This is a genomic window from Streptomyces montanisoli (genome assembly GCF_017813245.1).
In the GTDB taxonomy this organism is placed as follows: domain Bacteria; phylum Actinomycetota; class Actinomycetes; order Streptomycetales; family Streptomycetaceae; genus Streptomyces; species Streptomyces montanisoli.
In genome coordinates this window covers 1-23,650 of sequence record NZ_JAGIQL010000065.1, presented here as the reverse complement: position 1 = coordinate 23,650, position 23,650 = coordinate 1, and the positions used below count along the sequence as shown (strand labels likewise).

The window sequence follows — 23,650 nt, the reverse complement described above, 5'->3', positions numbered from 1 at the left end:
CATGAATCTGACCGGGAAGGTCGCCGTCGTGACCGGCAGCGGCCGCGGACTGGGTCTCGGCTACGCCCGCGCGCTCGGCACGGCCGGTGCCCGCGTCGTCGTCAACGATGTCGACCGGACAGCCGTCGACGAGGCGGTCGCGGCAGTGGAGGCCGCCGGCGGCAAGGCGGTGGGCGTCACCGCGGCGGTGGGAGACACGGCAGCGGCCGATCGGCTCGTCACGGCGGCCGTCGAGCACTTCGGGCAGCTCGACGTCCTCGTCACCAACGCCGGCATCCTCCGCGACCGTGTGCTGTGGAAGATGACCGACGAGGACTTCGACGATGTGATCCGGGTGCACCTGCGCGCCACGTTCACCTGCGCCCGTGCCGCCGCCGTACGCATGCGCGAGCAGGGCACGGGGGGCCGGCTCGTGCTGATCGGATCACCCGCGGGGCAGCGCGGCAACTTCGGCCAGACCAACTACTCGGCGGCCAAGGCGGGCATCGTGTCCATGGCACGGACATGGGCCATGGAACTGGCGCGCGCCGAGATCACCGTCAACGCCGTCATACCCGTGGCGGCTACGGAGATGACCCGTACCATCCCCGCGTTCGCACCCGCCATGGAGGAGGCGGAGCGCACCGGCTCCGCGCTGCCGGAATGGATGCGCAAGGACGAGGGCCTCGGCACGGTCGACGACGTCAGCGGACTCGTCGTGTATCTCGCCTCCGACGCCTCCGCGGCGGTGACGGGACAGGCCATCGGCGTCGGCGGCGACCGGCTGGCCCTGTGGTCGCACCCTGCCGAGAAGGCGGTGGCGCTGCACGACGGCGGATGGTCCGCGGACCGGATCGCGGACACGTGGGCCACCGGCGTGGGCCGTGAACCCGAGAGCTTCGGCATCCCCGCGCCCAAGCCGCCGCAGGGGGCCTGACGTGGCCGACCGCAGCGCGCCCGACCCGGCCGGCCTGGTCGCCATCGACGTGCACACGCACGCCGAGGTCTCCAGGACGGGGCACCCCTCGCTCAGCCCCGAGCTGATGGCCGCCTCGGAGCAGTACTTCGGCGCCAAGGGCCACCGGCAACCGACCGTTGACGAGATGGCCGAGTACTACCGGCAGCGTCGCATGGCCGCCGTCGTGTTCACCGTGGACGCCGAGCACAACCTCGGGCACCCGCCGATCGCCAACGAGGAGGTCGCCGAGAGCTGCGCCGCCCACCCGGACGTCCTCGTCCCGTTCGCCTCGATCGATCCGTGGCGCGGCCGGGCGGGCGTGCGCCAGGCGCGGCGCCTGGTGGAGGAACACGGCGTGCGGGGCTTCAAGTTCCACCCGAGCCTGCAGGGGTTCTCCCCCGGCGACCGGCTCGCCTACCCGCTCTACGAGGCGATCGAGGAACTCGGCGTCCCGGCGCTCTTCCACACCGGCCAGACCGGGATCGGAGCCGGCGTGCCGGGCGGTGGTGGCGTCCGGCTGAAGCACTCCAACCCCCTCCTGGTCGACGATGTCGCCGTCGACTTCCCGGAGTTGCGGATCATCCTCGCGCACCCGTCCTTCCCCTGGCAGGACGAGGCACTGGCTGTGGCGACACACAAGCCGCACGTGTACATAGATCTGTCGGGCTGGTCCCCGAAGTACTTCCCGCCGCAGCTCGTGCGCTACGCGAACAGCCTGCTCCAGGACAAGGTCCTGTTCGGCTCGGACTATCCCGTGATCACCCCGGACCGGTGGCTGCGGGACTTCGAGAAGCTCGACATCAAGCCGGACGTGAGGCCGAAGATCCTCAAGGACAACGCCGCGCGGCTGCTCGGACTCACGGCGCGCTGAAGCGCGTGTCACCGGCGGGGCAAGCCTTGCCGGGCCGTGCCGATCCACCCACTCATCGAAAGGCGAGTCCGCATGCGCAACCACGGCATCGGGTCCTGGACCGCTCGACGCGCCCGCAGGACCCCGCACCGCGTCGCCGTCGTGCACGGGAGCCGGCAGTACGACTACGCCGAGCTCCACGACAGGACCACCCGCTTGGCACACCACCTGCGCGATGCCGGTGTCCGGCCCGGGGACCGGGTGGCGTTCCTCGGCCCCAACCACCCCGCGTTCCTGGAGACCTTCTTCGCCGCGGGACAGCTCGGCGCCGTCTTCGTCCCCCTCAACACACGCCTCGCAGAGCCCGAGCTGCGGCACTGCGTGACCGACTCGGGTGCGTGCGTGCTGGTGCACACGCCCGCGTTCGGCGACATCGCGTCCAGGCTCCCCGTCCAGCGCCTGATCGGTACCGGCCCGGGCTATGAAGACGCGCTGGCCCACGCCTCGGCCGACGGCGTGGACACCCCGGTCCGCCACGACGACACCGCGATGCTGATGTACACCTCAGGGACCACCGGACGGGCCAAGGCCGCCGTGCTCAGCCATGGCAACATCGTGTGGAACTGCGTCAACGTGCTCGTGGACGGCGACTTCTCGGCCACCGACATCACGCTGCTGTCCGCTCCCCTGTTCCACACAGCCGCCCTCAACATGACGTGCCTGCCCACCCTGCTGAAGGGCGGCACCCTCATCCTCGAGGAGTCGTTCTCGCCACAGCGCACACTGAAGCTCGTCGAGGAGCGGCGCGTCACGGTGATGTTCGGTGTGCCCGCGATGTTCCAGCAGGTGGCCGGCGCACCGGCATTCGCGCGGGCCGACCTGTCGTCGGTACGGATGCTGTTGTGCGGTGGCGCGCCCGTGCCCGAGGCCCTCGCGGAGACGTACCGGCGCAGGGGCCTGGGCTTCCTCCAGGGCTACGGCATGACGGAGGCCTCCCCCGGCGTCTGCCTGCTCGACGCGGAGCACGCCGCGCGGAAGCCGGGCAGCGCGGGCCTGCCGCACTTCTTCACGGACGTCCGGATCGCCGATCCGGCAGGGCAGGACGCCGAACAGGGCGAACTGCTGGTGGAGGGGCCCAACGTGATGCGGGGTTACTGGAGACTCCCGGAGCAGACCGCCGACGCGTTCAGCGACGGCTGGTTCCGCTCGGGGGACCTGGCGCATGCCGACGACGACGGCTACATCCGCATCGTCGACCGGGTGAAAGACATGATCATCTCCGGAGGGGAGAACATCTACCCCGCCGAGGTCGAGAAGGCCTTGTACCACCATCCCGCCGTCACGGACTGCGCAGTCATCGGCGTCCCTGACGGCAGGTGGGGCGAAGTGGCCCGCGCCGTCGTCGTCACCGCGCCGGGCACCCAGGTCACAGCGGACGACCTGCTCGCCTCGCTCGACGGGCGCCTCGCGCGCTACAAGATCCCCAAATCGGTCGTCTTCGTCGACGCCCTGCCGCGCAACGGCGCCGGGAAGTTGCTGAAGACCCGTATACGCGAAGAGCACGCAGCACACTGAAGGAGAACACACCATGACCACGTCGCACACCGCCGAGGGACTGGCAGAGATCAAGGCACTCGCCGGGCAGGACCTCGGGCGCACCGAATGGCAGGTGGTGACCCAGGAACAGGTGAACGGCTTCGCCGACGCCACCGGCGACCACCAGTGGATCCACACCGACCCCGCTCGTGCCGCGGACGGTCCCTTCGGCGGCACCATCGCGCACGGCTACCTGACACTCTCCCTCGTCATTCCGCTGTTCAACAGGCTGCTCACCATCTCGGGCACGTCCATGAGCATCAACTACGGCCTGGACAAGGTCCGTTTCCCGCACCCCGTGAGGGTGGGGTCCCGTATCCGCATGCACGGGCACGTCGACTCGGTGGAGGACGTACGCGGCGGCGGCGTCGAGATGCGGCTGACCTTCACCATCGAGATCGAGGACGCCGCGAAGCCGGCCTGCGTCGCCCAGGCGATCTACCGCCACTACGCCTGAACCGCCCCGTTCGTCCCGCTACCAGGGAGTTGCCTTGCACCAGCAGTCGACAGGTCCGCACCGTGCACCGGTGGGTGCCGGCGCACGTCTCAGGCGCGGAGGGTCCTGATGGCCATCACCCGCACAGCAGTCGGCATCCTCGGCGCGGGACCTGCCGGCCTGATGCTGTCCCACCTGCTGCACCGGTCCGGGATCGAGTCCGTCGTGGTCGACAACCGCAGCCGCGGCGACATCGAGAACACCGTGCGCGCCGGCATCCTGGAGCCCGGCAGCGTCCGTATGCTCACCGGCACCGGAGTCGGCGATCGGGTACTGCGTGAAGGCCATGAGCACCAGGGCACGTCACTGCGGTTCGACGGTGTCCACCACCGCGTCGACTTCAAGGCGCTCACCGGCGAGTCCGTCTGGCTCTATCCCCAGACCGACGTCTTCACCGACCTCGCCGACGCCCGGGCGAGGGACGGCGGTGACGTGCGCTTCGGCGCACGCGACACCGCTGTCATGGACGCCGGCTCGAACCGGCCGGGCATCGTCCACACGGACGCCGAAGGCCGCCGCCAGGAGATCCGCTGCGACTATCTCGTCGGCGCCGATGGCTCTCGCAGCATCTGCCGGCAGGAGATTCCGCAGGAGCACCGGCGCCACTACTTCCGCGAGTACCCCTTCGCATGGTTCGGGATCATCACCCAGGCGCCGCCCAGCGCACCGGAGTTGGTCTACACCCACTCAACCCGCGGCTTCGCGCTGATCAGCCAGCGCACTGCCATGCTGCAGCGCATGTACTTCCAGTGCGCCCCCGACGAGGAGACGGCGGCCTGGTCCGACGACCGGATCTGGCATGAGCTGCAGCAGCGGGTCGCCGGAGAGGACGGCTTCCGGCTCGTCGAGGGACCGATCACGGAGAAGACCGTCCTCCGCTTCCGCAGTTTCGTCGCGGAGCCCATGCGGTGGCGACGGCTGCTGCTGGCTGGCGACGCCGCTCACACCGTCCCGCCCACCGGCGCCAAGGGCCTGAACCTCGCGCTCGCCGACGTGCGCATCCTGGCGGAGCTCTTGGAGCGCGCCGTGCACGGCGGTGACGACGCGGCTCTCGATTCGTACGGACCGCGGGCACTCGCCCGGGTCTGGAAGGCCCAGCACTTCTCCTACTGGATGACGACCATGCTGCACACACCGCCCGGCGCTGATCCCTTCGACATGCGCCGCCAACTCGGCGAGCTGCGGACCGTCACAGGGTCGGAGTCGGGCGCCCGGCTCCTGGCCGAGGGATACACCGGATGGCCGGACCGAGTGCCGGAGTGAAGCGGCCGGCCACGCGATCCGCACCAGGGAATGTACGGCCGTCTCTCGCGGGCCGGCGGGCGCGCCGCGCGGCGCCCGGCGGGTGACGCGTGGTCCCCTTGCGGCGGACGGCGGAAGGACGCGACGATGGGCGGGAGTGGCGGCGGAGCGGCCCGGGCACGGCGGCTGCGCTTCGACGGATGGATCGCGGGCACGGGCACGGCCTCCGGGACGCGCCTCGTGCTGGGCCACTGGCCGCACTCCCCCTTCGGGGCCTTCAGCGATGTGATGGCCGAGGACGCCGACGGACACCGGCTGCTCCTCGCGCCCACGCGGCGGACGGCGGATTTCGTGCGCGCCACGTACGTCTTCGACGCCGTCCGCGTGGTGCCGGTCCGTGTGACGGTCGACGGTGGGGTGTGGACGGTCGCCGCGGGCCCGCTCGAATGGCGTTTCGCCACCGGCCGGAGGGGCCCGCTGGGGCTGGCCCTGCGGGCCGTGCCCGCCGCGCTGGCCCGCCGTCCCGCGTGGAGCGCGCTGACGGACCGTCCGGCCGCCGCGCTGCTCGACGGGGTGCGCACACGCGGCACCGCGGGCGGTGGCCGCCGCGAGTGGTACGGCGCCCGCGACCTGCGGCCGCTCGTCGCGGTCTCGGCCGCATGGGAGGGCGGCGACCTCGGCGCGATCGCGCCGGTCGAGCCGCCCGTCCACTTCGGGTTCGGCTCCGTGCCGAGGACGCCGTCGCTCGTACGCGTCACGAGCACCGTCGAGCAGCGCTGAGGGGCGTGTTCCCGCTCCGGTGGAGTTGCCAATGGCCGAGCTCCCGGCGAGCCGCCGCAGGCTGCCCCTTACGCTCAGGCGGGCGCCTGGGACTCCTCAGGAGGGCTCAGTCGCGCGGGGGCCGTGGCGGGCGAGGCGACCGGCGCACCGTTCGGCAGTTGGGGGCGACCGGTACGGCGGTCGACGGGCGCGGGCAGCGGGGCCAAGGGGTCGCGGCGCAGGTGCAGGGTCTGCCGGCCGATCAGGAGGAGCAGCAGGACGCCGAGGGCCGCGGAGCCCCCGGCCGTTCCCCAGCCGAGACCGCCTTCGCGCACCGGCTTGGTCAGCGAGTCCCCGCCGGCCGCCCCGAGTGGGCGGGTGAGGATGAACGCCAGCCAGAACAGCACGGTCTTGTTGACGTTCGTCAGGTAGTACGCCGCCACGATGACCAGCATGATGCCCGCGATGACCAGAAAGGCGCGGCGGAAGCCAAGGCCGGTGCCGTCGGAGAGCCAGTCGCCGCTCGATGTCCCGAGGGTGTTGGAGACGAGGATCGCCGCCCAGTAGAGGATCTCGCCCGTGCGGCTGGAGATGTTCTCCACATCGCAGGTCTGCCCCGTGCGCCACCACACCAGGAAGACCAGCGCGAGGGCAGCGCTGAGAAGCACCGCACCCCAGGCGTAGCCGATTCCGGCGGGCGCGCTGCCGTGGCCGAATCCCCGGTTGAGGAAGTCGGAGATCTCGGTTCCGACCATGCTCGTAGCGAGGACCACCGCCCAGTAGAGCGCTGAGTGGAACCGCCGGGCCCGCACCTGGGCCACGACGACGGCCGCGAAGAAGATCAGGAAGATGACGGCGGTCGTGAGGTAGCCGAGCCGGAACGTGATGCCGAGCAGGTCGCCGGCGGTCTCGCCGAGCGTCACCGCGACCGTCTTCAGCGCCCAGAACAGCACCGTCACTTGCGGAAGCTTGCGTAGCACGTACATCGCCCCGTCCTGCCCCGCCCCTGCTGCTCGCGCCTGTGCCGTCATGTCGCTCCGATCCTCGGCCGCCCCCCGGTGTTCGGGGCACGGTCCACCAACTCAACTACATAATGTAGTAGATCGGTGACACGTTGCGAGCCATCGGTTACGCTGCGCGTCCGGCGCGAGCGTAGCGGGCGGCGAGTTCCGCGCACGCCTGGGTCAGCGGGGGCGGTCCGATGACGTCCACGTCGGCGTCGAAGCGGCCGATGGCGGCCGCGAGCCCGGTCCATGACCAGGAGCCGAGGGTGAGCCGGCAGTGGTGGGGGCCGAGTTCCTCGACGATGCCGTCCTGGACGAAGGGCGCCACGTCGGACGCCGGACGGTGGAGGACGACCTCGCCCCGGCAGGGCCACTCGGTGGCAGGCCCCTCGCTGCCGCGGAACCGGCCGGTGAGGAAGGCGGAGACGTCGCCGCCGGGGAGCTCACGCGGGTCGAACCGCGGCCCGGTGGGCACGCGCGGCCGTACGCGGTCGACGCGGAAGGTGCGCCAGTCCTCACGGTCGAGGTCCCAGGCCACCAGGTACCAGCGGCTGGACCAGGTGACCAGGTGGTGGGGGTGTACGCGGCGGGGATCGCCGGACGGTTCGCCCGGCCCTGACGCGTAGTCGAAGCGCAGTTCCTCCCGTGCGCGGACGACCCGGCTCAGCTCCACCAGGATCCGGGGATCGACGTCGCTGCCGCCCTGGGGATCGGGTGGCCGGACGGCGGTGAAGCGCAGCGAGTCGATGCGGTGGCGCAGGCGAGGCGGCATGACCTGGCGGAGAGTGGCCAGCGCACGGACCGCGTCCTCGGCGACGGCCGCGCCGGTGGCCGCCGTCCCCAGCGCGACGGCCAGGGCCACGGCCTGATCGTCGTCGAACAGCAGCGGTGGCATGTGCGCGCCGGCGTCCAGCCGGTAGCCACCGGCCGGTCCTTTGACCGACGTGATCCGGTATCCGAGTTCGCGCAGGCGGTCGATGTCACGGCGCACGGTGCGTGCGGTGACGTCGAGGCGCTGGGCCAGCCGCTCGCCGGACCAGTCGCGGTGCGTCTGCAGCAGCGAGAGAAGGGCGAGCAGCCGGGAGGACGTTTTGTGCATGTGAAGACCCGCATTTCCATCGGCCGGTGCAGGGCACGAGTACAGGACACGAGTGAAGGACAGGTACAGGACACGACCTGTCCTCTTCTTCCGTCATGGTGGCACACGAACCGTTCGCCACACCGAGGCAGGGAGCCGGCATGTCCGTCACGACCACCACCCATCTGAACTTCCGCGGCACCGCGCGTGAGGCGCTGGGCTTCTACCAGTCCGTCTTCGGCGGACACACCGCCGCGGTCACCTACAAGGACGCGGGCGCGGTGGGACACGAGAGCGAGGCGGAGTGGGTGATGTGGGGTGAGGTGGCGAGCGACAACGGCTTCCACGTCATGGCCTACGATGTGCCCTCCCAACTGCCCTGGGCCCGGGGCGAGAACCCGTTCTTCGTCTCCGTACGCGGCGACGCCACCGAGGAGATCACCGCCCTGTGGGACAGGCTCGCCGAGGGCTCGGCCATCGTGCGGCCGCTGGGGCCCGCGCAGTGGGCGCCGCTGTACGGCATGCTCACCGACCGCTTCGGTGTCACCTGGGTGCTGGACGTCGCCGCCCCCTACAACGTCTGAGTGTCTTGTGCGGTCCGCCGGGGCCCATGACCCGGAGCCCATGACCCGGGCTCCGGGCCCCGGGGTCCGGGCCCCGGCGGATCGGCTACGCGCCGCGGGTCATGACAGCGGCGGGTAGGCGTTCTTCATCAGCTGCTGGAACTGCGCGGAGAACCAGTGCCCGGCCAGCGGAGCGTCCGGCAGCGCGCCCGTGGGGTTGTTGCCGTTGCGGGCGTTGCCTCCGTACGTCGGATCGCACATCCGGTCGAAGCCCTTGCCCTCGTCGTTCGGGACCGCGGAGCTCGCCCCGTCCGACTCGCCCGGGGGCTTGGCCCAGACGTAGGCGTCGATCCCGGCGGCGGGGGCGGCCGTCGGCCGTGCGCCGAGGCCCGCGCCGCTCTGGTTGCACCAGTTGCCGACGTGGATGCGGCGGTCGATACGGCCGCCGTCGACGTAGTCGTCCACCGAGGTCGTCGGGCCCGCGCCGGCCGGCCTCGCGGAGCCGCCCCAGCCGTTGCGCGAGGTGTCGATCAGCATGCCCGTACCGGAGTTGAAGCCGGCCGCGACGAGCTTGCCGCGCAGCGCCTGGGCGTAGGACTGCTCGTCCACGTAGTTGTTCCAGTCCACCCACTTCGCCTGGCGCACCGTCTGCCCGTTCACGCTGTCGGTGACCTTGACGTACGGCTCCGTGGTGGCGCTGTAGTTGGCGGTGTTGACGATGAAGCCCGCGACGTCGTTCACACTGGCGCCGTTGGTGGTGGCGACCTTGTGGAACTCCTGGACGGCGGGGTTCAGGTTGGTGTCCCAGCCGAGCCAGCCGTGGTGGGCGGCGTCGATGTAGTTGTACACGTTCGGGATGGCGCCGAGCTTCTCCAGGGCGTAGCTGACGCCCTTCTCGTAGTTGCCGTTGGACTTCATGGTCGTGCACGCCTCGGTGGTGGTGTCGGTGCCGCCGGCGTTGGTGACCAGGTTGGGCAGGGAGTCGGGCTCGACGATGGTGGAGATCCGCAGGCCGGCGTACTTCGGGTCGGCGAGGATCGAGGCGATCGGGTCGATGTACTGCGTCTCGTACGCGTCGATCTCGGTGGGCCCGAGCTCGCCGTTGGAGGCGAGAGCGGCGCAGTCGCGTCCCGGCAGGTCGTAGATGACCAGCTGGACGACCAACTCGCCCGAGCCCTTCTGCGTCAGGGCCGCGTCGAGGTGGTCTCGCAACCCCATCGCGCCGTCCACGCCCGCTATCGTGCCGATGCTGTCGAGCCAGACGGCGGTGGGCTCGTCGGAGACGCGGCTGCCACCCGGTTCGGCTGCGGCGTGCGCGGACCACTCGGGGTTCACGTAGACCTTGGCGTCGGCGTACGGGTTGTCGACGCGGCCGCTCGGGTCGGTGGTACCGCCGCCGCCGTCACCACCGTCACCACCGTCGCCGCCGCTTCCGTCGTCGACGTTGCAGGTCACCCCGTCGAGGGTGAAGGTGGTGGGCACGGCGTTGGCGCCGCTGTAGGTGCCCTGGAAGCCGAAGCCGACCGAGCCACCGGTGGCGAGCGATCCGTTGTAGCTCTCGTTGGTCGCGGTCACGGCGGCGCCGCTCTGCTGGATCCGCGCACTCCAGCCGCCGGTGACCTTCTGATCGCCGGCGTAGGACCACTTCAGCGACCAATTCGACTTCGCCGCGCCGTTGTTGGTGACGGTGACGGCGGCGGTGAACCCGGTCGGCCACTGGTTCTGGATCTGGTAGTCGACGGTGCAGGGCACGGAGGCGGCACCGGCACTCGCCGGCGCGGCGCCGAGCGCCATGCAGGAGCTTCCGGCGACGAGAGTGAGGGCGGCGAACACCGCTGATCTCTTGCGGTTCATGAGCGTGTTTTCCCTCCTGTGGGACGGACGTGCTGCACGTGCGGATGCGCGATCGCGCCCGGGAGGGCGCGGCCGGACTGCGGACGGCGTAAAAGTCCTGAACGCGGGAGGTGTCGCATGAGCGACCCCTGGCAGCGCTTCGCGTCATGGCGGACGCGCCGTCTGCTGGAATCGCTCCCACTGGTGCGAGTGAAGGTAGCGCTCGGCGGGGGCGATGAACAGAGGGCACGGGACTTCGGCCGACTTTGCCTCAAATCCATCGTTCAGGAGTCGCCGACCACTTGACGGGCCCCTGACATGCCGCCGATTATGGGAGCGCTCCCATTGGTTTTCACTCTCCACCGGTTCGTGCAACTCCTGAACGTCTTGGCATCGTTCAGCATCACAGTGGGCAGCCCGGGCGGCGGTACGCCCGGGCTGCCCACTGGCCACTGCCCGTCGGCTCCCCGTACGTTCCTACGGACTTCCGCCGTGGCGCTCGGGGCGAGTCTTGGTGCTCCGCACTGTAGGCGCGGCGCATGCGCGTCACCTACGGTGTGCCCGTGAACACGACGGCAGGAACGGCGGGCACACCGCCCTTCGACGCCGGGGCCGCGCGACGCATGCGTGAAGCGCTCGGCATGACCCCCGCTCACGTCGCCCATGCCCTTCGTGCCGCATACGGCGTTCAGGTCCCGACCGCGACCGTCATCGCCTGGGAGCAGGGGCGCGATCGTCCCACCGAGAAGGAACTGACCGCGCTGGCCGGTGCGCTGTGGTGCGCGCCGGGCGAACTGCTCGGCGTCCCGCGCACGCTGCGCGAGTACCGCCTCGCGCGGGGCATCGGCGTCGTCGATCTCGCCATGGCCATCGGCATGGACGTCGCCGTCTACCAGCGTGCCGAGAACGACGGGCGGTGGGACGGCAACGACCGGCAGGCGGCGGAGCTGGCCGACGCGCTGGCTCTGCCGCTGTCCTCACTGATCAGGTTCACCGGCCGTGCGCCGCGGCTGACCGAGATGCTGGTCAGCGCCGCCACCACGCGCTGGCAGGGCTATGTAGGTCCGGTGCGCGAGACGGTCGGCCTGCCCAAGCGGGATGTGCAGGACGCGCTGGCGCACGTCCACAAGGGGTACCAGACCCTCATGGCGGCCAGCACGAACTGGGGCGAGGGCAGCAGCTCGCACAACGCCGGGCGTGCGGGCGCCGCGTACCTGGCGGACATCCAGCAGCACTTCTGGGACCGGCTGGGCGAACGCGGCATCTCCTAGGTCATACGGCGGTCAAACGGTCTGTGCGGGCCCGCCGTCGAGCGTGACGCCCAGTCGATCGGCCACCGTCGTCAACGACGTGCCCAAGGGCAGCGCGACCCGGGTGACGGCATGCGGATCACCCCTGGTCGGATCCCGGTTGACGATCAGCACCGGCTTTCCGGCCTCGGCCGCCTGGCGCACGAACCGGAACCCGGACATCACCGTCAACGAGGACCCGAGCACCAGCAGCGACGTCGCCCGGCGTACCAGCTCGCGGCAGTGCTCGACCCGCGCCGGCGGAACCGTTTCCCCGAAGAAGACCACGTCCGGCTTGAGGACGCCCCCGCAGTCCAGGCACGGCACCACGCGGAAGCCCACGACCTGCTCGTCGGTCAGATCGGCGTCGCCGTCCGGGTTGATCCCGGCGGCGACCGGCTCGAAACCCACGTTGGCCGCTTCCAGACGCCCGGCGAGTTCATGACGGGCGCTGAACGCCCCGCAGGAGAGGCAGAGCACACGGTCGAGACTCCCGTGGAGTTCCACGACGCCCTCACTGCCGGCCGCCTGGTGCAGGCCGTCGACGTTCTGCGTGATCACCCCCGAGAGCGCGCCGTGCCGTGCGAACGCGGCCACCGCCCGGTGCCCGGCGTTGGGGCGGGCGCGGGCGAAGGAGCGCCGGCCGAGGTGGCTGCGCGCCCAGTACCGGCGCCTGGCCCCGGCTGTCGCCGTGAAGCTCTGGTACGTCATCGGGGTGTGCCGGCTCAGGCTCCCGCCGTCGCCGCGGTAGTCGGGGATGCCCGACTCGGTGGAGATGCCCGCCCCGCTGAGCACCAGCACGCCGCCGGCGCTCAGCGCGTCGACGACCGGTGCGAGATCCGTGGTGCCCGGCGGCAGGTCCTCGGCGGGGGTCCAGCTCAGAGTCGGGCGTATGCGCATGCTGCCAGGGTACGGAAACGGGGCGGAAGCCGGATGAAAGCGTGACTGGCTCGGGCGCGTACGGGCTCGGGCGCGGTGCGGCTTCCGGCGCGGCCCGGCGTCACGCGGGACTGCCGGAGCACCCGGACGAAGTACGGGGCTCCGACCAGCACCCCGCCGAGCACCATCGCGACCGGGATCGCACGGCCGTGCCGGGGCCTTGCCCGCGAACACCCCGGCGTCGTGCAGCGTGACGAAGCGGTCGATGCCCTCACGCGCGCCGCGACTGCCGAAGTCGCCGGTTCTGCAGGCGTGGATCGCCTCGTCCGTGGTCAGGAAGGTCTGGATGATCCGGGCCGGCTGGTGGTGAAGTAGGGGAAGGCGCGCAGCCGCCCCTTCGGGTCCGTCCACTTGCCAGCGCCGATCGACCATGACGACGTCGGCTTCCTTGCGGGCCGGCCGGGAGGTCTCGTACACCTGGGGCAGGTCGCCGCCGTTGATCAGGTTCTTGATCCGCAGCCCGGGGTTCTCCTTCTCGAACCGCTTGACGGCGGCCAGGCAGGTGGGGCCCGGGGGTGGTGGTGCCGAGCTGGGTGTGGACGACGATGGTGTCCGGGTCCGCCTCCGCAGCGTCCACGAGCCCGCAGCCGGAAAGCCCGAAGGGCGCACCGCCGACGGCTACGCCGGCTCCGCGGCGAGAACCCGTCGCCGACTCGACGATGAGCGCGACGGGACGGGGGCAAGCCCCGGTTCGGCACGAAAGCGGGGCCGGACCGGCAGTCGTCGCGGCAGTCGCAGGACCGGCCCCTTGCGGAGCACTGTCAGGTTCGCGCGAACGGCGCGCGCCGCACCGAACAGCCGGAAGTGCCGGACTGCCTCACGGCCGGAGCACCTCGTGCGGCAGGGCGACGGCCTCGTGTCCGCCCGGTGTGCGGATGGTGCGTGCGGCGAGCAGGGCGTCGATGACCGCTTCCTCCACGGACTCCAGGGCGGCCGCGAACACGGTGTCCAGCTCCGCCGGCGTCAGCGTCCTGGGGCTGTCGGAGGGGACGGCGGAGAACGCCAGGCCGTAGTCGCCGCTGCCGTGGCTGTAGGAGGCGCCGACACGGCCGAGGGCGAGGACGCCCCGGGCCGCGATCCGGGAGAGCTGCAGCGCGCCGCAGGCGATGTCGAGCGCCAGCACCACGACACAGGACCCACGCTGGGAGGAGGGTCCTGCCCTGCGTGATCCCAGGCTCTCGGGCGTGACGGTGCCCCAAGGAAGGCGGAGGTCGCCGCCCATGTTCGCCTGGACGAGCGCACCGACCGTCGCCGCGCGGCCGGACAGCTCCACCCGGCGCGAAGCGCTGCCGATGCCCGCCTTGAATCCCAGGGCGCAGGCTCCGGTGCCGCCGCCGACGTTGCCCATCTGCACCTCGGTGCCCGCTCCGTCCAGTGCGGCGTACACGTGGCCTGCGGTGACGGGGCGCGGGTCTCCGGTCGAGAGCCAGCCGTTGTTGACCTCGCCGACCACCGGGTTCACCGACACGAGCGGCTCGTGCGCCCGGTCGAGCAGCCAGCTCAGCAGGGCGTCGGCGACACGGAAGGTGGACAGGGTGGCCGTCAGCAGGACGGGCGTCTCCAGCTCGCCCAGCTCCATGACCTGAGTGGCACCGACGAACTTCCCGTAGCCGTTGCCGACGTGGAGCCCGGCGGGGAGGCTGGGCGCTCCGGCCTCGGTGAGAGCGGTCGGCACGATGGCGGTGACACCGGAGTAGATGCCCTTCTCGCCGTCGACGACGGTGCTCTGGCCCACCAGGACCCCGGCCACATCCGTGATCGCGTTCCGGTCACCGGGCTCCAGACGGCCGATCCGGTGGCCGAAGTCCCGCAGGCGGCTTTGGTGCGTGTCAGTCATCCCGCAATGATCGCGTAGGCCGCGGCGCGACTGACGAGTGCGCGCCGGTCCTCGGACCGCGCGGTACGTCATTCTGGGGCCCGGGTGCGGCCCGCGCCGCAGATCGACGGCCACCGAACCACTGGCCCGTCGTCCAGGAGGGCGACGATCCGGTCCCTGTCGGACCGCGAAGGCAACGGGCGCCGGCCCTGCACGCATACTTCCCGGGGTCGCGCTGCCTGTTCGCCAACGTCACCGCCGGCCCCGATCCCGGGCTGATCCGAGGCCTGCCCGCGGTCACAGTAGTCCGGGCCGCTTCCACTCGGCACCGAGGACGTGGTGGTCGAGGAAGTTCAGGAACGCTTCGTACCAGACCTGGATGTGGCCCGGGGAGAGGATCCAGTGGTTCTCGTCCGGGAAGTACAGGTACTTCGCAGGCACCTCGAACCGCTGCAGATCCTGGAAGAGCGCGGCGCCCTGGCCGACCGGCACGCGGAAGTCCTTCGCGCCGTGGATGACCAGCATCGGCGTACGGATCTTCGCGGCGTCCAGGTACGGGGAGTGCGCCTCGTACCGCTCGGGCCGGGTCACCGGGTCCCCGAAGATGCACTGGAAGTACCAGGGCGCATCGGTGTCGCCCTGGAAGGACCGTAGGTCCCACAGGCCCGCGTGACTCACGATCGCCTTGAACCGATCGGTCCTCGTGGCGACCCGGTTGGCCATGTAGCCGCCGTAGGAGCCGCCCCCGAGCGCGGTGCGCGCGGCATCGATGTCGTCACGGGCCTCGGTTGCGTCGGTCAGCGCCATCACGTCCGTGTACGGGACCCCGCCCCACTGCCCCCAGCCGCGCCGGTGGCCCTGCTGACCGTAGCCGGTCGACAGTGCAGGGTCGGGCAGCAGCACCGCGTAGCCGCGGGCCGCGAACGGCCACGGGTTCCACCGCCAGGTCCAGCCGTTCCAGCTGCCCTGCGGCCCGCCGTGCACGGCGACGAGCAGTGGCGCGGGGTTGTCGGCCGACGCGCCCTCGGGCAGCACGAGCCAGCCGCGCAGCCGGTACCCGTCCACCGCGTCGGCCTGCACCTCGGTGAGGCTGCCCGGCAGCGCGTCGAACGCACCGGGGGCGGGCAACCCGACCGGAGTCTGGTCGGCGATGCCGGCCTCGAACCTGACAGGCCGCGGCGGCGAGTCGATCGCGTTGCGCAGCGCGTACAGCGTCCGCGCGTCGGGGGCCACGCAGAGCGAGCCGTACGCGCCCGAGGCGGTGAGCCGGGTCACGGTGCCGTCCGCGTCCCGCCGGAAGACGGGCGCGTGTCCCTCCACATCGGCCGCGAAGAAGAGGGCGTCGTCGACCGGAGAACAGACGGCGCCGACAGGCCAGTTGTCGAACCCGGGCAGCAGATCGACGGCCTCGCCGCCGTCCACGCCGACCCGGACGAGCGTCATGTCCATCGATTCTTCGTAAGTCGGCCACGTCATCCGCGAGCACACGACCGCCGAGCCGTCGTGCGTGAACACGGGCGCCTCGTAGACGTGCTCCGCATCGCCCATGACGAAGACCTCCTCGCCGGTGGCCGCGTCCGCCACCACCACGGCGGTGCGGTTCTCGGCGGGCACCGGGCCGGTTACGAACCGGGTGTAGGCCACTCGCGTCCCGTCGGGCGACAGCGCCACGTCCCCGGGGTGCTCGAGGCCGACGCCCTGCTCACCGGCGTCGACCACGGCGCCCTCGGCCCCCGCGCGCACGAAGGTGTGCTGTGTCTCGGGGCCGAGATCGCGGTCCCAGGCGCGGGTCGGCCCGGCCTCGTACAGGATCGCGGTGACCTTCGCGTCCCCACGCGCCGTGCGCAGCTTGCCGTGCGCATCGGCGTCGGCGGCGCCGGGCAGCAGCCCGGCGGTGTGGGCCAGCGCGCCGGAGTCCCGGGCGACGGTGAACGCGGTGATCCCGCCCGGGTGCCGGGCCACGACGGCGGCCTCACCACGCCCGGGCAGCGCCCACAGGGCGGCACCCTCGTGCTTGACCTCCTCGCTGTCGTCCTCGCGTTCCGACAGGAAGTACAGCACCCCGTCCGGGCCGAACGCGGGCCCGGACTCGCCCTTCCCCGACCGGGTCAGGCGCAGCGCCTCGCGCTCACCGGCCGGATCGATCTCCCACAGCTCGGGAACGAACCTGGTCCGGTCCTCCGACAGCCGCTGCACGGTGGCGACGAGTCGGCCACAGTCGGCGGACAGCGCAAGGGAGTTGACGCGAGGCTGGGCGAGGAACGTGTGCAGGTCGTGGAAGGCGGTCGTGCCACCGGGGATCGCAGACATGCGGACGATTCTTGCGCGCGAAGGAGGCGATGAACAGCGGACTACGGGCGCCGCCCGCCAGGGTTGCTGCTGCCCGTCCGCCGAAAAGCAGAGGTCCCGTCCGATCGCAATGATCAGACGGAATCCCGCCAACCGCCTACGAGATGACTCGTGTACGGCGCTGCAGTCGGGTGTTCACGAGTGCGACTGATCAGGCGAGATTGCTGAGGTGGTAGATCTTTCCCCGTGGGGCGGCGAACGAACAGCGGCAACGTGCACTTACGTCCGCTCCGCACCTCATGGCGAAATGATCAGTCAGGCCGGCGTGCCGTCGTTCGGCTGCTGCGCACGCCGGGCCCCAGCCGAACGTCAAGTGAGGGTAAACCAGGCCGACAGACGCTTGGCGATTTCCGGGACAGCGATGTTGTCCTGCGCGACCGCCTCCACGAACGGGCCTGCAACGGAGACGGGCGGCGGAGCGGTACTGGCGCTGACACCGTTGAACCGCAGGAAGACGCGCATGGCCAGCCAGGCGGTGCGCTTGTTGCCGTCGATCAGCGCGTGATTGCGGGCGACGGAGTGCAGCAGTGCCGCAGCCTTCTCGTGCAACGCGGGATACAACTCGGCTCCGAAGACGTTGGTCCGGGGCCGCTCGATCGCCGATACGAGAAGGCCCATGTCACGCACGCTGTGCTCGGTGCCGTTGACCGTGCGAGCGATCGTCAGGATCTCGTCGATCTGGATGTAGCGCACTTCGGTCACTTCAGGTAGTCCAGGATCTCCGCATCGCTGTCCACCAACTCGGCCAAGACGTCATCGACCTTCAGCTCAGCCCGGTTCTGGGCCTCCCGGATCGCCTCGATGGCAAGTTCCTGCTTGCTGCGACCCTCGCGGCGAGCCCGCTCGGTGAGCTTCGCGTCAAGGTCGTCGGGGAGTCGAAGTGTCATTGCCACACAAAACATGATACCAGGCCGGTATCAAATGGCGATCGCTTGCATCCCTACGGCGGAGGCATGGAGACGACTTCCGCGTCGAGCCTCAAGAATCTACGCAAGAGCCACTTGCAGGCGTCGCCGCTGCAAGCCCTGGCTCACAAATGCGCAGGTCAGGCGTCCTTCTTCATCGGCTCGAGAATCGCGACGCACTCCACATGATGGGTCATCGGGAAGAGGTCGAAGACCCTGAGCATCCTCGGCTTGTAGCCGCCCTCGCGGAAGTACGCCAGGTCACGCGCCAGGGCCGCCGGGTCGCAGGCCACGTAGGCGATGCGGCGTGCGCCGAGTGTGGTGAGGTGTGTGACCGTCTTGCGGCCCGCGCCCGCGCGGGGCGGGTCGAGGACGATGAGGTCCGTCTCCGTGATGCGGGTGCGCGGCAGGACCTGGTCGACCTTGCCGTGCTCGATGCGTACGCGGGGCATCTCGCGCAGGTTGTGCGCCGCGTCCTCCGCCGCGCGCTTGCCCGACTCGATGCCGAGCACCGCGCCGGTGTCGCCGACTCGTTCGGCGATCGCCCCGGCGAACAGGCCCACGCCGCAGTAAAGGTCGAGGGCCGTGTCGCCCTTCCTGGGCAGCAGGCCCTGCATCACGGCCTCCACCAGCATCGCGGGCGCCTGCGTGTGGACCTGCCAGAAGCCGCCCGCGCCCACCCGGTACGTGCGGCCGTCCGCGCGCTCGCGGACGAAGTCGCGGCCGTGCACGCGGTGCACTCCCCCGTCGCGTTCCTCGACGCGCAGGACGGAGACCGGCTTGTCCAGCTCGACCAGCGGGAGCCGGCCGCCGGGGCGGGGCGTGAGGACGACCTGGCGGTCCGCCGAGCCCGTCGCCGCGATCGCCTCGACCGTGGCGATGTCCGGCCACTGGCGCCGCTCCACGCCCAGTTCCTCGACGCCGGGCGCGGCGATCAGGCAGCGGTCGACCGGCTCGACGTCGTGCGAGCGGTGCTTGCGCAGGCCCGCCCGGCCCTCGTCGTCGATCGCGTACTGGACGCGCGTGCGCCAGGCGGGCACCTCGCCCGCGGGCAGCTTGTCGCCGGGCGCCGGCACGACCGTGCCGTCCCAGCCGGCCTGCTCGGGCGTGAGCCCCGCGAGGCGCTGGAGCTGCTCCGCCACCACCTCGCCCTTGAGGCGGCGCTGCGCGCCGGGCTTCGCGTGCTGCCAGTCGCAGCCGCCGCACCTGCCCGGCCCCGCGTACGGGCACGGCGCCTCGACCCGGTCCTTGGACGGCGTGAGGATCTTGACGGCGTCGGCGCGCAGGAACCGCGCGTCCTGCGCTCCCTCGGTGATCCGGACGACCACCCGCTCCCCCGGCAGCGCGTGCCGTACGAACAGGACCCTGCCCTCTTCCGTACGGGCCACGCAGTGGCCGCCGTGCGCGACCGGGCCGACCTCGACCTCGTACTCGTCCCCGACTGGCGAGGCGTTCGACTCGGTTGGCATGAAGGGGGGACTCCAGAGCGTTGGGAGGTCGGTGTGGCAGGGCCGTCCGACCATTTTACGGGCCGCCGCCCGGTGCTCCGTCCGGGCTACGTCGAGGTTCCGCGTGTGCATTTCGACGGTGCGTGTTCTGCCTTGCCGGATTCCCGGCGTAATTGCGGCTTGCGGCAGCCAATTCTGGGGCGGTGTCGCTTCGTCGGCGCTGTAGCCTGGGCCGGTGCGGTCCGGGGTGGGCGGTTCGGCGCCACGGCCCGCATTGCCTGGCTGACCAGGCGTTTTCGCGCGCTTCCCGCGTGCGCTGCCCCGGCATTCGGGGCGCGGGCTCTGGTAGGCTAGACTACCTTGGCAAAACTTTTGGTGCCTGGCTCGTACTCGGCTTGTTCGCACCCCCTACCACCACGTGGAGAGAAATTCCCATGTCTCAGCGTTGCGACTTTTGCGACAAGGCACCCGTCTTCGGCAGGACCGTCTCGCGTCTCGGTCGCCAGGCCATCAAGCGCCGCGTGAAGGGCCGCAGCCCCCGTCGCTTCAACCCGAACATCCAGTCGGTGCGCACCGTGGTGAACGGCACGCCGAAGAAGCTGAACGTCTGCACGTCCTGCCTGAAGGCCGGCAAGGCCACGCGCGCCGTGAGTGCCTGACGACTTGACGCGCCGGATGGTCCGCGTGGCCGGTTCGAGCGGTCGTCACAGACTTTCCAGATTCACCACCGCGCATGCTCCCCCCGGGAATCGGCCCGAGGGGAGTTTCGCGTTTCCGGGTGCGTGCACGAGGCGGCTGAGCCCGTGACGGGCCGGCCTCGTGGCCGGCCCGTGCCCGTCAGCTCTTGCCGCCCGCGTCCTTGCGCCGCACGTCGACGGGGCCCCGCCGCACCGAGCCGGGCGCGGTCCACTCCGCGCGCCTGCGCGCACGCTTGCGTGCGACTTCCGACGACTCCAGCTGGTAGGGCACGGACGTGACCATCACGCCCGGCATGAACAGCAGCCGCCCCTTGAGCCGCAGCGCGCTCTGGTTGTGCAGCAGGTGCTCGTACCAGTGGCCCACGACGTACTCGGGGATGAAGATGCTGATCGCGTCGCGCGGATTCTCGGTGCGCAGGGACTTCACGTACTCGATGATCGGCCGTGTGATCTCGCGGTAGGGCGAGTCGAGGATCTTCAGCGGCACGTTGATGTTGCGCCGCTCCCACTCCTCGCGCAGCGCCTTGGTCTCCGCCGGGTCGACGCTGATGCTGAGCGCTTCGAGCGTCCCGGTGCGCATGAGCTTGGCGTAGCCGAGCGCCCGCAGCGTCGGCCTGTGCAGCTTGGACACCAGCACGATGGAGTGGACGCGGGACGGCTTGACGGTGTCCTCCGACGGGTTGTCGGAGGCCGCGAGTTCCTCCGCGATCCGGTCGTAGTGCTTCCTGATCGCCGTCATCGTGCCGTAGAAGATCACCATGCCGAGCACGGCGACCCAGGCCCCGTGGCTGAACTTGGTGGCGAGGACGACCACCAGCACGACGCCCGTGAGGAACGCGCCGAAGGCGTTGATCGCGCGCGAGCGCATCATGCGCCGGCGCTTCGAGCGGTCGCGTTCGGTGCGCAGGTGCCGGTTCCAGTGCCTGACCATGCCCGTCTGGCTGAGCGTGAACGACACGAACACGCCGACGATGTAGAGCTGGATCAGGCGCGTCGAGTCGGCCCCGTAGACCACCACGAGCAGGATGGCCGCCCCGGCGAGCAGGACGATGCCGTTGGAGAAGGCGAGCCGGTCGCCCCTGGTGTGCAGCTGGCGGGGCAGGTAGCGGTCCTGCGCGAGGATGGAGCCGAGCAGCGGGAAGCCGTTGTAGGCGGTGTTCGCCGCGAGGAACAGCACCAGAGCGGTCGCGGCGGCCAGCACCACGAAGAAGAACGTGCCCCTGCCGAACACCGCCGCCGCGACCTGCGTGATGACGGGGTCGACGACGAACGAGCTGCCGACGGCATGCCCGTTGGCGCGCAGCAGGTCGACGGCCGGGTTGTCCGCCATCCGCACCCTGGTGCCGATCGCGAGCGCCATGATCCCGCAGAACATGACGACGGCGAGGCCGCCCATGAGCGCCAGCGTGGAGGCCGCGTTCTTGCTCTTGGGCTTGCGGAACGCGGGCACGCCGTTGCTGATCGCCTCGACGCCGGTGAGCGCCGCACAGCCCGACGAGAACGCCCGCAGCAGCAGGAACAGCATCGCGAACCCGGCCAGGGTGCTCTTCTCGGGCTTGATGTGCAGGTGCGACGTCGGGGCGTGCATGACGTCGCCCAGTGCGAGGCCCTTGAAGGCGCCCCAGGCGATCATCACGAAGACGCCACCGACGAAGACGTACGTGGGGATCGCGAACAGCTTGCCCGACTCGCGCACGCCACGGAGGTTCATCAGGGTCAGGATGACGATGACTGCGACGGCGCAGATCGCCTTGTGCTGGACGACGAAGGGGATCGCGGAGCCGAGGTTCTCCACGCCGGACGAGATGGACACCGCGACGGTCATGACGTAGTCGACCAGCAGGGCGCTGGCGACGGTCAGCCCGGCCTTGGGGCCGAGGTTCGTGGTGGCGACCTCGTAGTCGCCCCCGCCGCTCGGGTACGCGTGGACGTTCTGCCGGTACGACGCGACGACGGTGAACATCAGCACCGCGACGGCGAGCGTGATCCACACCGAGAAGTGGTAGGCCGACGCACCCGCCACCGACAGGACGATCAGCACCTCGCCGGGTGCGTACGCGACGGAGGACAGCGGGTCGGACGCGAAGACGGGCAGCGCGATGCGCTTGGGAAGGAGCGTCTCCCCGAGCTTGTCGCTGCGCAGCGCCCGCCCGATCAGGATCCGTTTGGGCACGTCGGTCAGTTTGGACACGGGCGGAATGGTATGCGTTCGAACAGCTGAGTGCGCAGGCAGCACCCCGAATTACCGGTTCACCTGCTCACATGGGGTGCGGTGGCGCACCGTGACGGGCTCCGTACGTTCTCTTGTCGCAATCTTGTCGCCTTCCGGGGAACGCGGCCGGGTACGGGGATGGCGGCGGGCAGGGGGGCGCCGCTTAAGCTCGTGCCTCTGGGCAGCCTTTCCCGGCGGCCCACAGGTGCCCGGCACGTCGACAAGGATGAGTGAGCAGGGTGTTTTCGCAGATCGGTGCGGCAACCAGGAGCGCGGGGGACATCACGTGCACATCGTGATCATGGGGTGCGGGCGGGTGGGCGCCGCGCTCGCGCAGACGCTGGAGGAGCAGGGCCACTCGATCGCCGTGATCGACCAGGACTCGACCGCGTTCCGCAGGCTGGGCGCGGGGTTCGGGGGACGCAGGGTCACCGGCGTCGGCTTCGACGGGGACACGCTGCGCGAGGCCGGGATCGAGGAGGCCGGGGCGTTCGCCGCGGTCAGCAGCGGTGACAACTCCAACATCATCGCGGCGCGTGTGGCGCGCGAGATGTTCGGCATCGAGAACGTCGCGGCGCGCATCTACGACCCGCGCCGCGCCGAGGTCTACCAGCGCCTCGGCATCCCCACGGTGGCCACCGTCCGCTGGACGGCCGACCAGATGCTGCGGCGGCTGCTGCCGTCCGGCGCGGAGCCGCTGTGGCGCGACCCGAGCGGCGGGGTGCAGCTCGCGGAGGTGCACACCCCCGAGACGTGGATCGGCCAGCGGATCAGCAGGCTGCAGGAGGAGACCGGCGTCCGCGTGGCATTCGTCACGCGTCTCGGCGAGGCCATGCTGCCGACCGCCGACACGGTGCTGCAGGAGGGCGACCTCGTGCACGCGATGATGCGTACGGACGAGGTCGAGAAGGTCGAGACGGCGTTCGCCGCGGGCCCGGACGGAGGGCACAACTGATGCGCGTCGCGATTGCCGGAGCGGGCGCGGTGGGCCGGTCCATCGCCGGCGAGCTGCTGGAGAACGGCCACGAGGTGCTCCTCGTGGACAAGGCGCCGACCGCGATCTCCGTCGAGCGGGTGCCGATGGCGGAGTGGCTGCTGGCGGACGCCTGCGAGATCACGTCGCTGGACGAGGCGGCGCTGCAGCGCTGCAACGTGGTGATCGCTGCCACCGGCGACGACAAGGTCAACCTCGTCGTGTCGCTGCTCGCGAAGACGGAGTACGGCGTGCCGCGCGTCGTGGCGCGCGTGAACAACCCCAAGAACGAGTGGCTGTTCAGCGAGGCGTGGGGGGTGGACGTGGCCGTCTCGACGCCGCGCCTGATGTCCGCGCTGGTGGAGGAGGCGGTGAGCGTCGGCGACCTGGTGCGCCTGCTCCGCTTCAGCCACGGGGACGCGAACCTGGTGGAGCTGACGCTGCCGCCCGAGTCGGCGATTTCGGGGACGCAGGTGGGCGACGTCACGTGGCCGGAGGACACGTCCCTGGTGACGATCATCCGCGGGACGAGCGTCCTGACGCCGAGCGCGGACGAGACGCTGGAGGCGGGCGACGAGCTGCTCTTCGTGGCGGCCCAGGCCCGCGAGGAGCAGCTGGAGGATTTGCTCTCGGTCCACCGGGAGCAGTAACCGGCGGGCCGGG

At 70.8% G+C, this 23,650-nt stretch carries 21 protein-coding genes and 1 pseudogene; 11 read left to right on the top strand and 11 right to left on the bottom strand.

Annotated elements, in window-relative coordinates:
- The first annotated feature begins 1 nt into the window (after position 1).
- From JFN87_RS17235 to JFN87_RS17210, 6 genes are all read left to right on the top strand, one after another.
- Positions 2-916: an SDR family oxidoreductase gene (locus JFN87_RS17235; protein WP_209340976.1), complete on the top strand. Its 915-nt coding sequence runs from the start codon at positions 2-4 to the stop codon at positions 914-916.
- Position 917: 1 nt separating this feature from the next.
- Positions 918-1,808 (top strand): amidohydrolase family protein, encoded by an 891-nt coding sequence (locus JFN87_RS17230; RefSeq protein WP_209340975.1) that lies wholly within the window; start codon positions 918-920, stop codon positions 1,806-1,808.
- 72 nt (positions 1,809-1,880) lie between these two features.
- Positions 1,881-3,362, top strand: coding sequence for an acyl-CoA synthetase (locus JFN87_RS17225; protein WP_209340974.1), 1,482 nt, complete (start codon positions 1,881-1,883; stop codon positions 3,360-3,362).
- Positions 3,363-3,375: 13 nt separating this feature from the next.
- Entirely contained in the window at positions 3,376-3,840 is a 465-nt protein-coding gene (locus JFN87_RS17220; protein WP_209340973.1) for a MaoC family dehydratase, read from the top strand.
- A gap of 108 nt (positions 3,841-3,948) precedes the next feature.
- Positions 3,949-5,142 (top strand): 4-hydroxybenzoate 3-monooxygenase, encoded by a 1,194-nt coding sequence (locus JFN87_RS17215; RefSeq protein ID WP_209340972.1) that lies wholly within the window; start codon positions 3,949-3,951, stop codon positions 5,140-5,142.
- A 126-nt stretch (positions 5,143-5,268) separates the two neighbouring features.
- A complete protein-coding gene (locus JFN87_RS17210; RefSeq protein ID WP_209340971.1) occupies positions 5,269-5,901 on the top strand; it encodes a hypothetical protein in 633 nt (210 codons plus the stop codon).
- Positions 5,902-5,975: 74 nt separating this feature from the next.
- Here JFN87_RS17210 and JFN87_RS17205 read toward each other — a convergent pair whose 3' ends face one another.
- Positions 5,976-6,911 carry a COG4705 family protein gene (locus JFN87_RS17205; protein ID WP_209340970.1) on the bottom strand — a complete coding sequence of 312 codons (936 nt, stop codon included), beginning with the start codon at positions 6,909-6,911 and terminating at the stop codon, positions 5,976-5,978.
- A 97-nt stretch (positions 6,912-7,008) separates the two neighbouring features.
- A complete protein-coding gene (locus JFN87_RS17200; protein WP_209340969.1) occupies positions 7,009-7,983 on the bottom strand; it encodes a helix-turn-helix transcriptional regulator in 975 nt (324 codons plus the stop codon).
- A 140-nt stretch (positions 7,984-8,123) separates the two neighbouring features.
- Between JFN87_RS17200 and JFN87_RS17195 the strand changes: the two genes are divergently transcribed.
- The gene (locus tag JFN87_RS17195) at positions 8,124-8,546 is read left to right on the top strand and encodes a VOC family protein (RefSeq protein ID WP_209340968.1); all 423 of its coding nucleotides are present in this window, start codon (positions 8,124-8,126) and stop codon (positions 8,544-8,546) included.
- A 99-nt stretch (positions 8,547-8,645) separates the two neighbouring features.
- Here JFN87_RS17195 and JFN87_RS17190 read toward each other — a convergent pair whose 3' ends face one another.
- Positions 8,646-10,379 (bottom strand): glycoside hydrolase family 6 protein, encoded by a 1,734-nt coding sequence (locus JFN87_RS17190; RefSeq protein ID WP_209340967.1) that lies wholly within the window; start codon positions 10,377-10,379, stop codon positions 8,646-8,648.
- 542 nt (positions 10,380-10,921) lie between these two features.
- Here JFN87_RS17190 and JFN87_RS17185 point away from each other — a divergent pair.
- A complete protein-coding gene (locus JFN87_RS17185) occupies positions 10,922-11,629 on the top strand; it encodes a helix-turn-helix domain-containing protein (protein ID WP_307865489.1) in 708 nt (235 codons plus the stop codon).
- Positions 11,630-11,641: 12 nt separating this feature from the next.
- On the opposite strand, the gene JFN87_RS17180 is transcribed toward JFN87_RS17185, so the two are convergent.
- From JFN87_RS17180 to JFN87_RS17155, 7 genes and pseudogenes are all read right to left on the bottom strand, one after another.
- A complete protein-coding gene (locus JFN87_RS17180; RefSeq protein ID WP_209340966.1) occupies positions 11,642-12,547 on the bottom strand; it encodes an NAD-dependent protein deacetylase in 906 nt (301 codons plus the stop codon).
- A 177-nt stretch (positions 12,548-12,724) separates the two neighbouring features.
- Positions 12,725-13,306, bottom strand: a pseudogene (locus tag JFN87_RS33705) (carbohydrate ABC transporter substrate-binding protein); the annotation flags it as partial.
- Between the two features lie 97 nt (positions 13,307-13,403).
- The gene (locus tag JFN87_RS17175; RefSeq protein ID WP_209340965.1) at positions 13,404-14,423 is read right to left on the bottom strand and encodes a P1 family peptidase; all 1,020 of its coding nucleotides are present in this window, start codon (positions 14,421-14,423) and stop codon (positions 13,404-13,406) included.
- A 276-nt stretch (positions 14,424-14,699) separates the two neighbouring features.
- Positions 14,700-16,712: a S9 family peptidase gene (locus tag JFN87_RS17170; protein ID WP_209340964.1), complete on the bottom strand. Its 2,013-nt coding sequence runs from the start codon at positions 16,710-16,712 to the stop codon at positions 14,700-14,702.
- Between the two features lie 348 nt (positions 16,713-17,060).
- A complete protein-coding gene (locus tag JFN87_RS17165) occupies positions 17,061-17,453 on the bottom strand; it encodes a type II toxin-antitoxin system death-on-curing family toxin (RefSeq protein ID WP_209340963.1) in 393 nt (130 codons plus the stop codon).
- Positions 17,450-17,644, bottom strand: a complete 195-nt coding sequence (locus tag JFN87_RS17160) for a ribbon-helix-helix protein, CopG family (RefSeq protein ID WP_209340962.1) — start codon at positions 17,642-17,644, stop codon at positions 17,450-17,452. Before JFN87_RS17160 ends, JFN87_RS17165 begins: the two co-directional genes overlap by 4 nt.
- Positions 17,645-17,796: 152 nt before the next feature.
- Positions 17,797-19,125, bottom strand: a complete 1,329-nt coding sequence (locus tag JFN87_RS17155; protein ID WP_209340961.1) for a class I SAM-dependent RNA methyltransferase — start codon at positions 19,123-19,125, stop codon at positions 17,797-17,799.
- 413 nt (positions 19,126-19,538) lie between these two features.
- On the opposite strand from JFN87_RS17155, the gene rpmB reads away from it, so the two are divergent.
- Positions 19,539-19,763: a 50S ribosomal protein L28 gene (gene rpmB, locus JFN87_RS17150; protein WP_030902726.1), complete on the top strand. Its 225-nt coding sequence runs from the start codon at positions 19,539-19,541 to the stop codon at positions 19,761-19,763.
- Positions 19,764-19,941: 178 nt separating this feature from the next.
- Here the strand turns inward: rpmB and JFN87_RS17145 are convergent, their stop codons facing one another.
- Complete coding sequence (locus tag JFN87_RS17145) at positions 19,942-21,993, bottom strand: APC family permease (RefSeq protein WP_209340960.1); 2,052 nt, start codon at positions 21,991-21,993, stop codon at positions 19,942-19,944.
- Positions 21,994-22,300: 307 nt separating this feature from the next.
- Here JFN87_RS17145 and JFN87_RS17140 point away from each other — a divergent pair, with 307 nt between their 5' ends.
- Both JFN87_RS17140 and JFN87_RS17135 read left to right on the top strand, forming a co-directional pair.
- The gene (locus tag JFN87_RS17140; RefSeq protein ID WP_209340959.1) at positions 22,301-22,969 is read left to right on the top strand and encodes a potassium channel family protein; all 669 of its coding nucleotides are present in this window, start codon (positions 22,301-22,303) and stop codon (positions 22,967-22,969) included.
- On the top strand, positions 22,969-23,637 hold the full coding sequence (locus JFN87_RS17135; RefSeq protein WP_030902722.1) for a potassium channel family protein: 669 nt from the start codon (positions 22,969-22,971) through the stop codon (positions 23,635-23,637). Before JFN87_RS17140 ends, JFN87_RS17135 begins: the two co-directional genes overlap by 1 nt.
- Positions 23,638-23,650 lie beyond the last annotated feature (13 nt).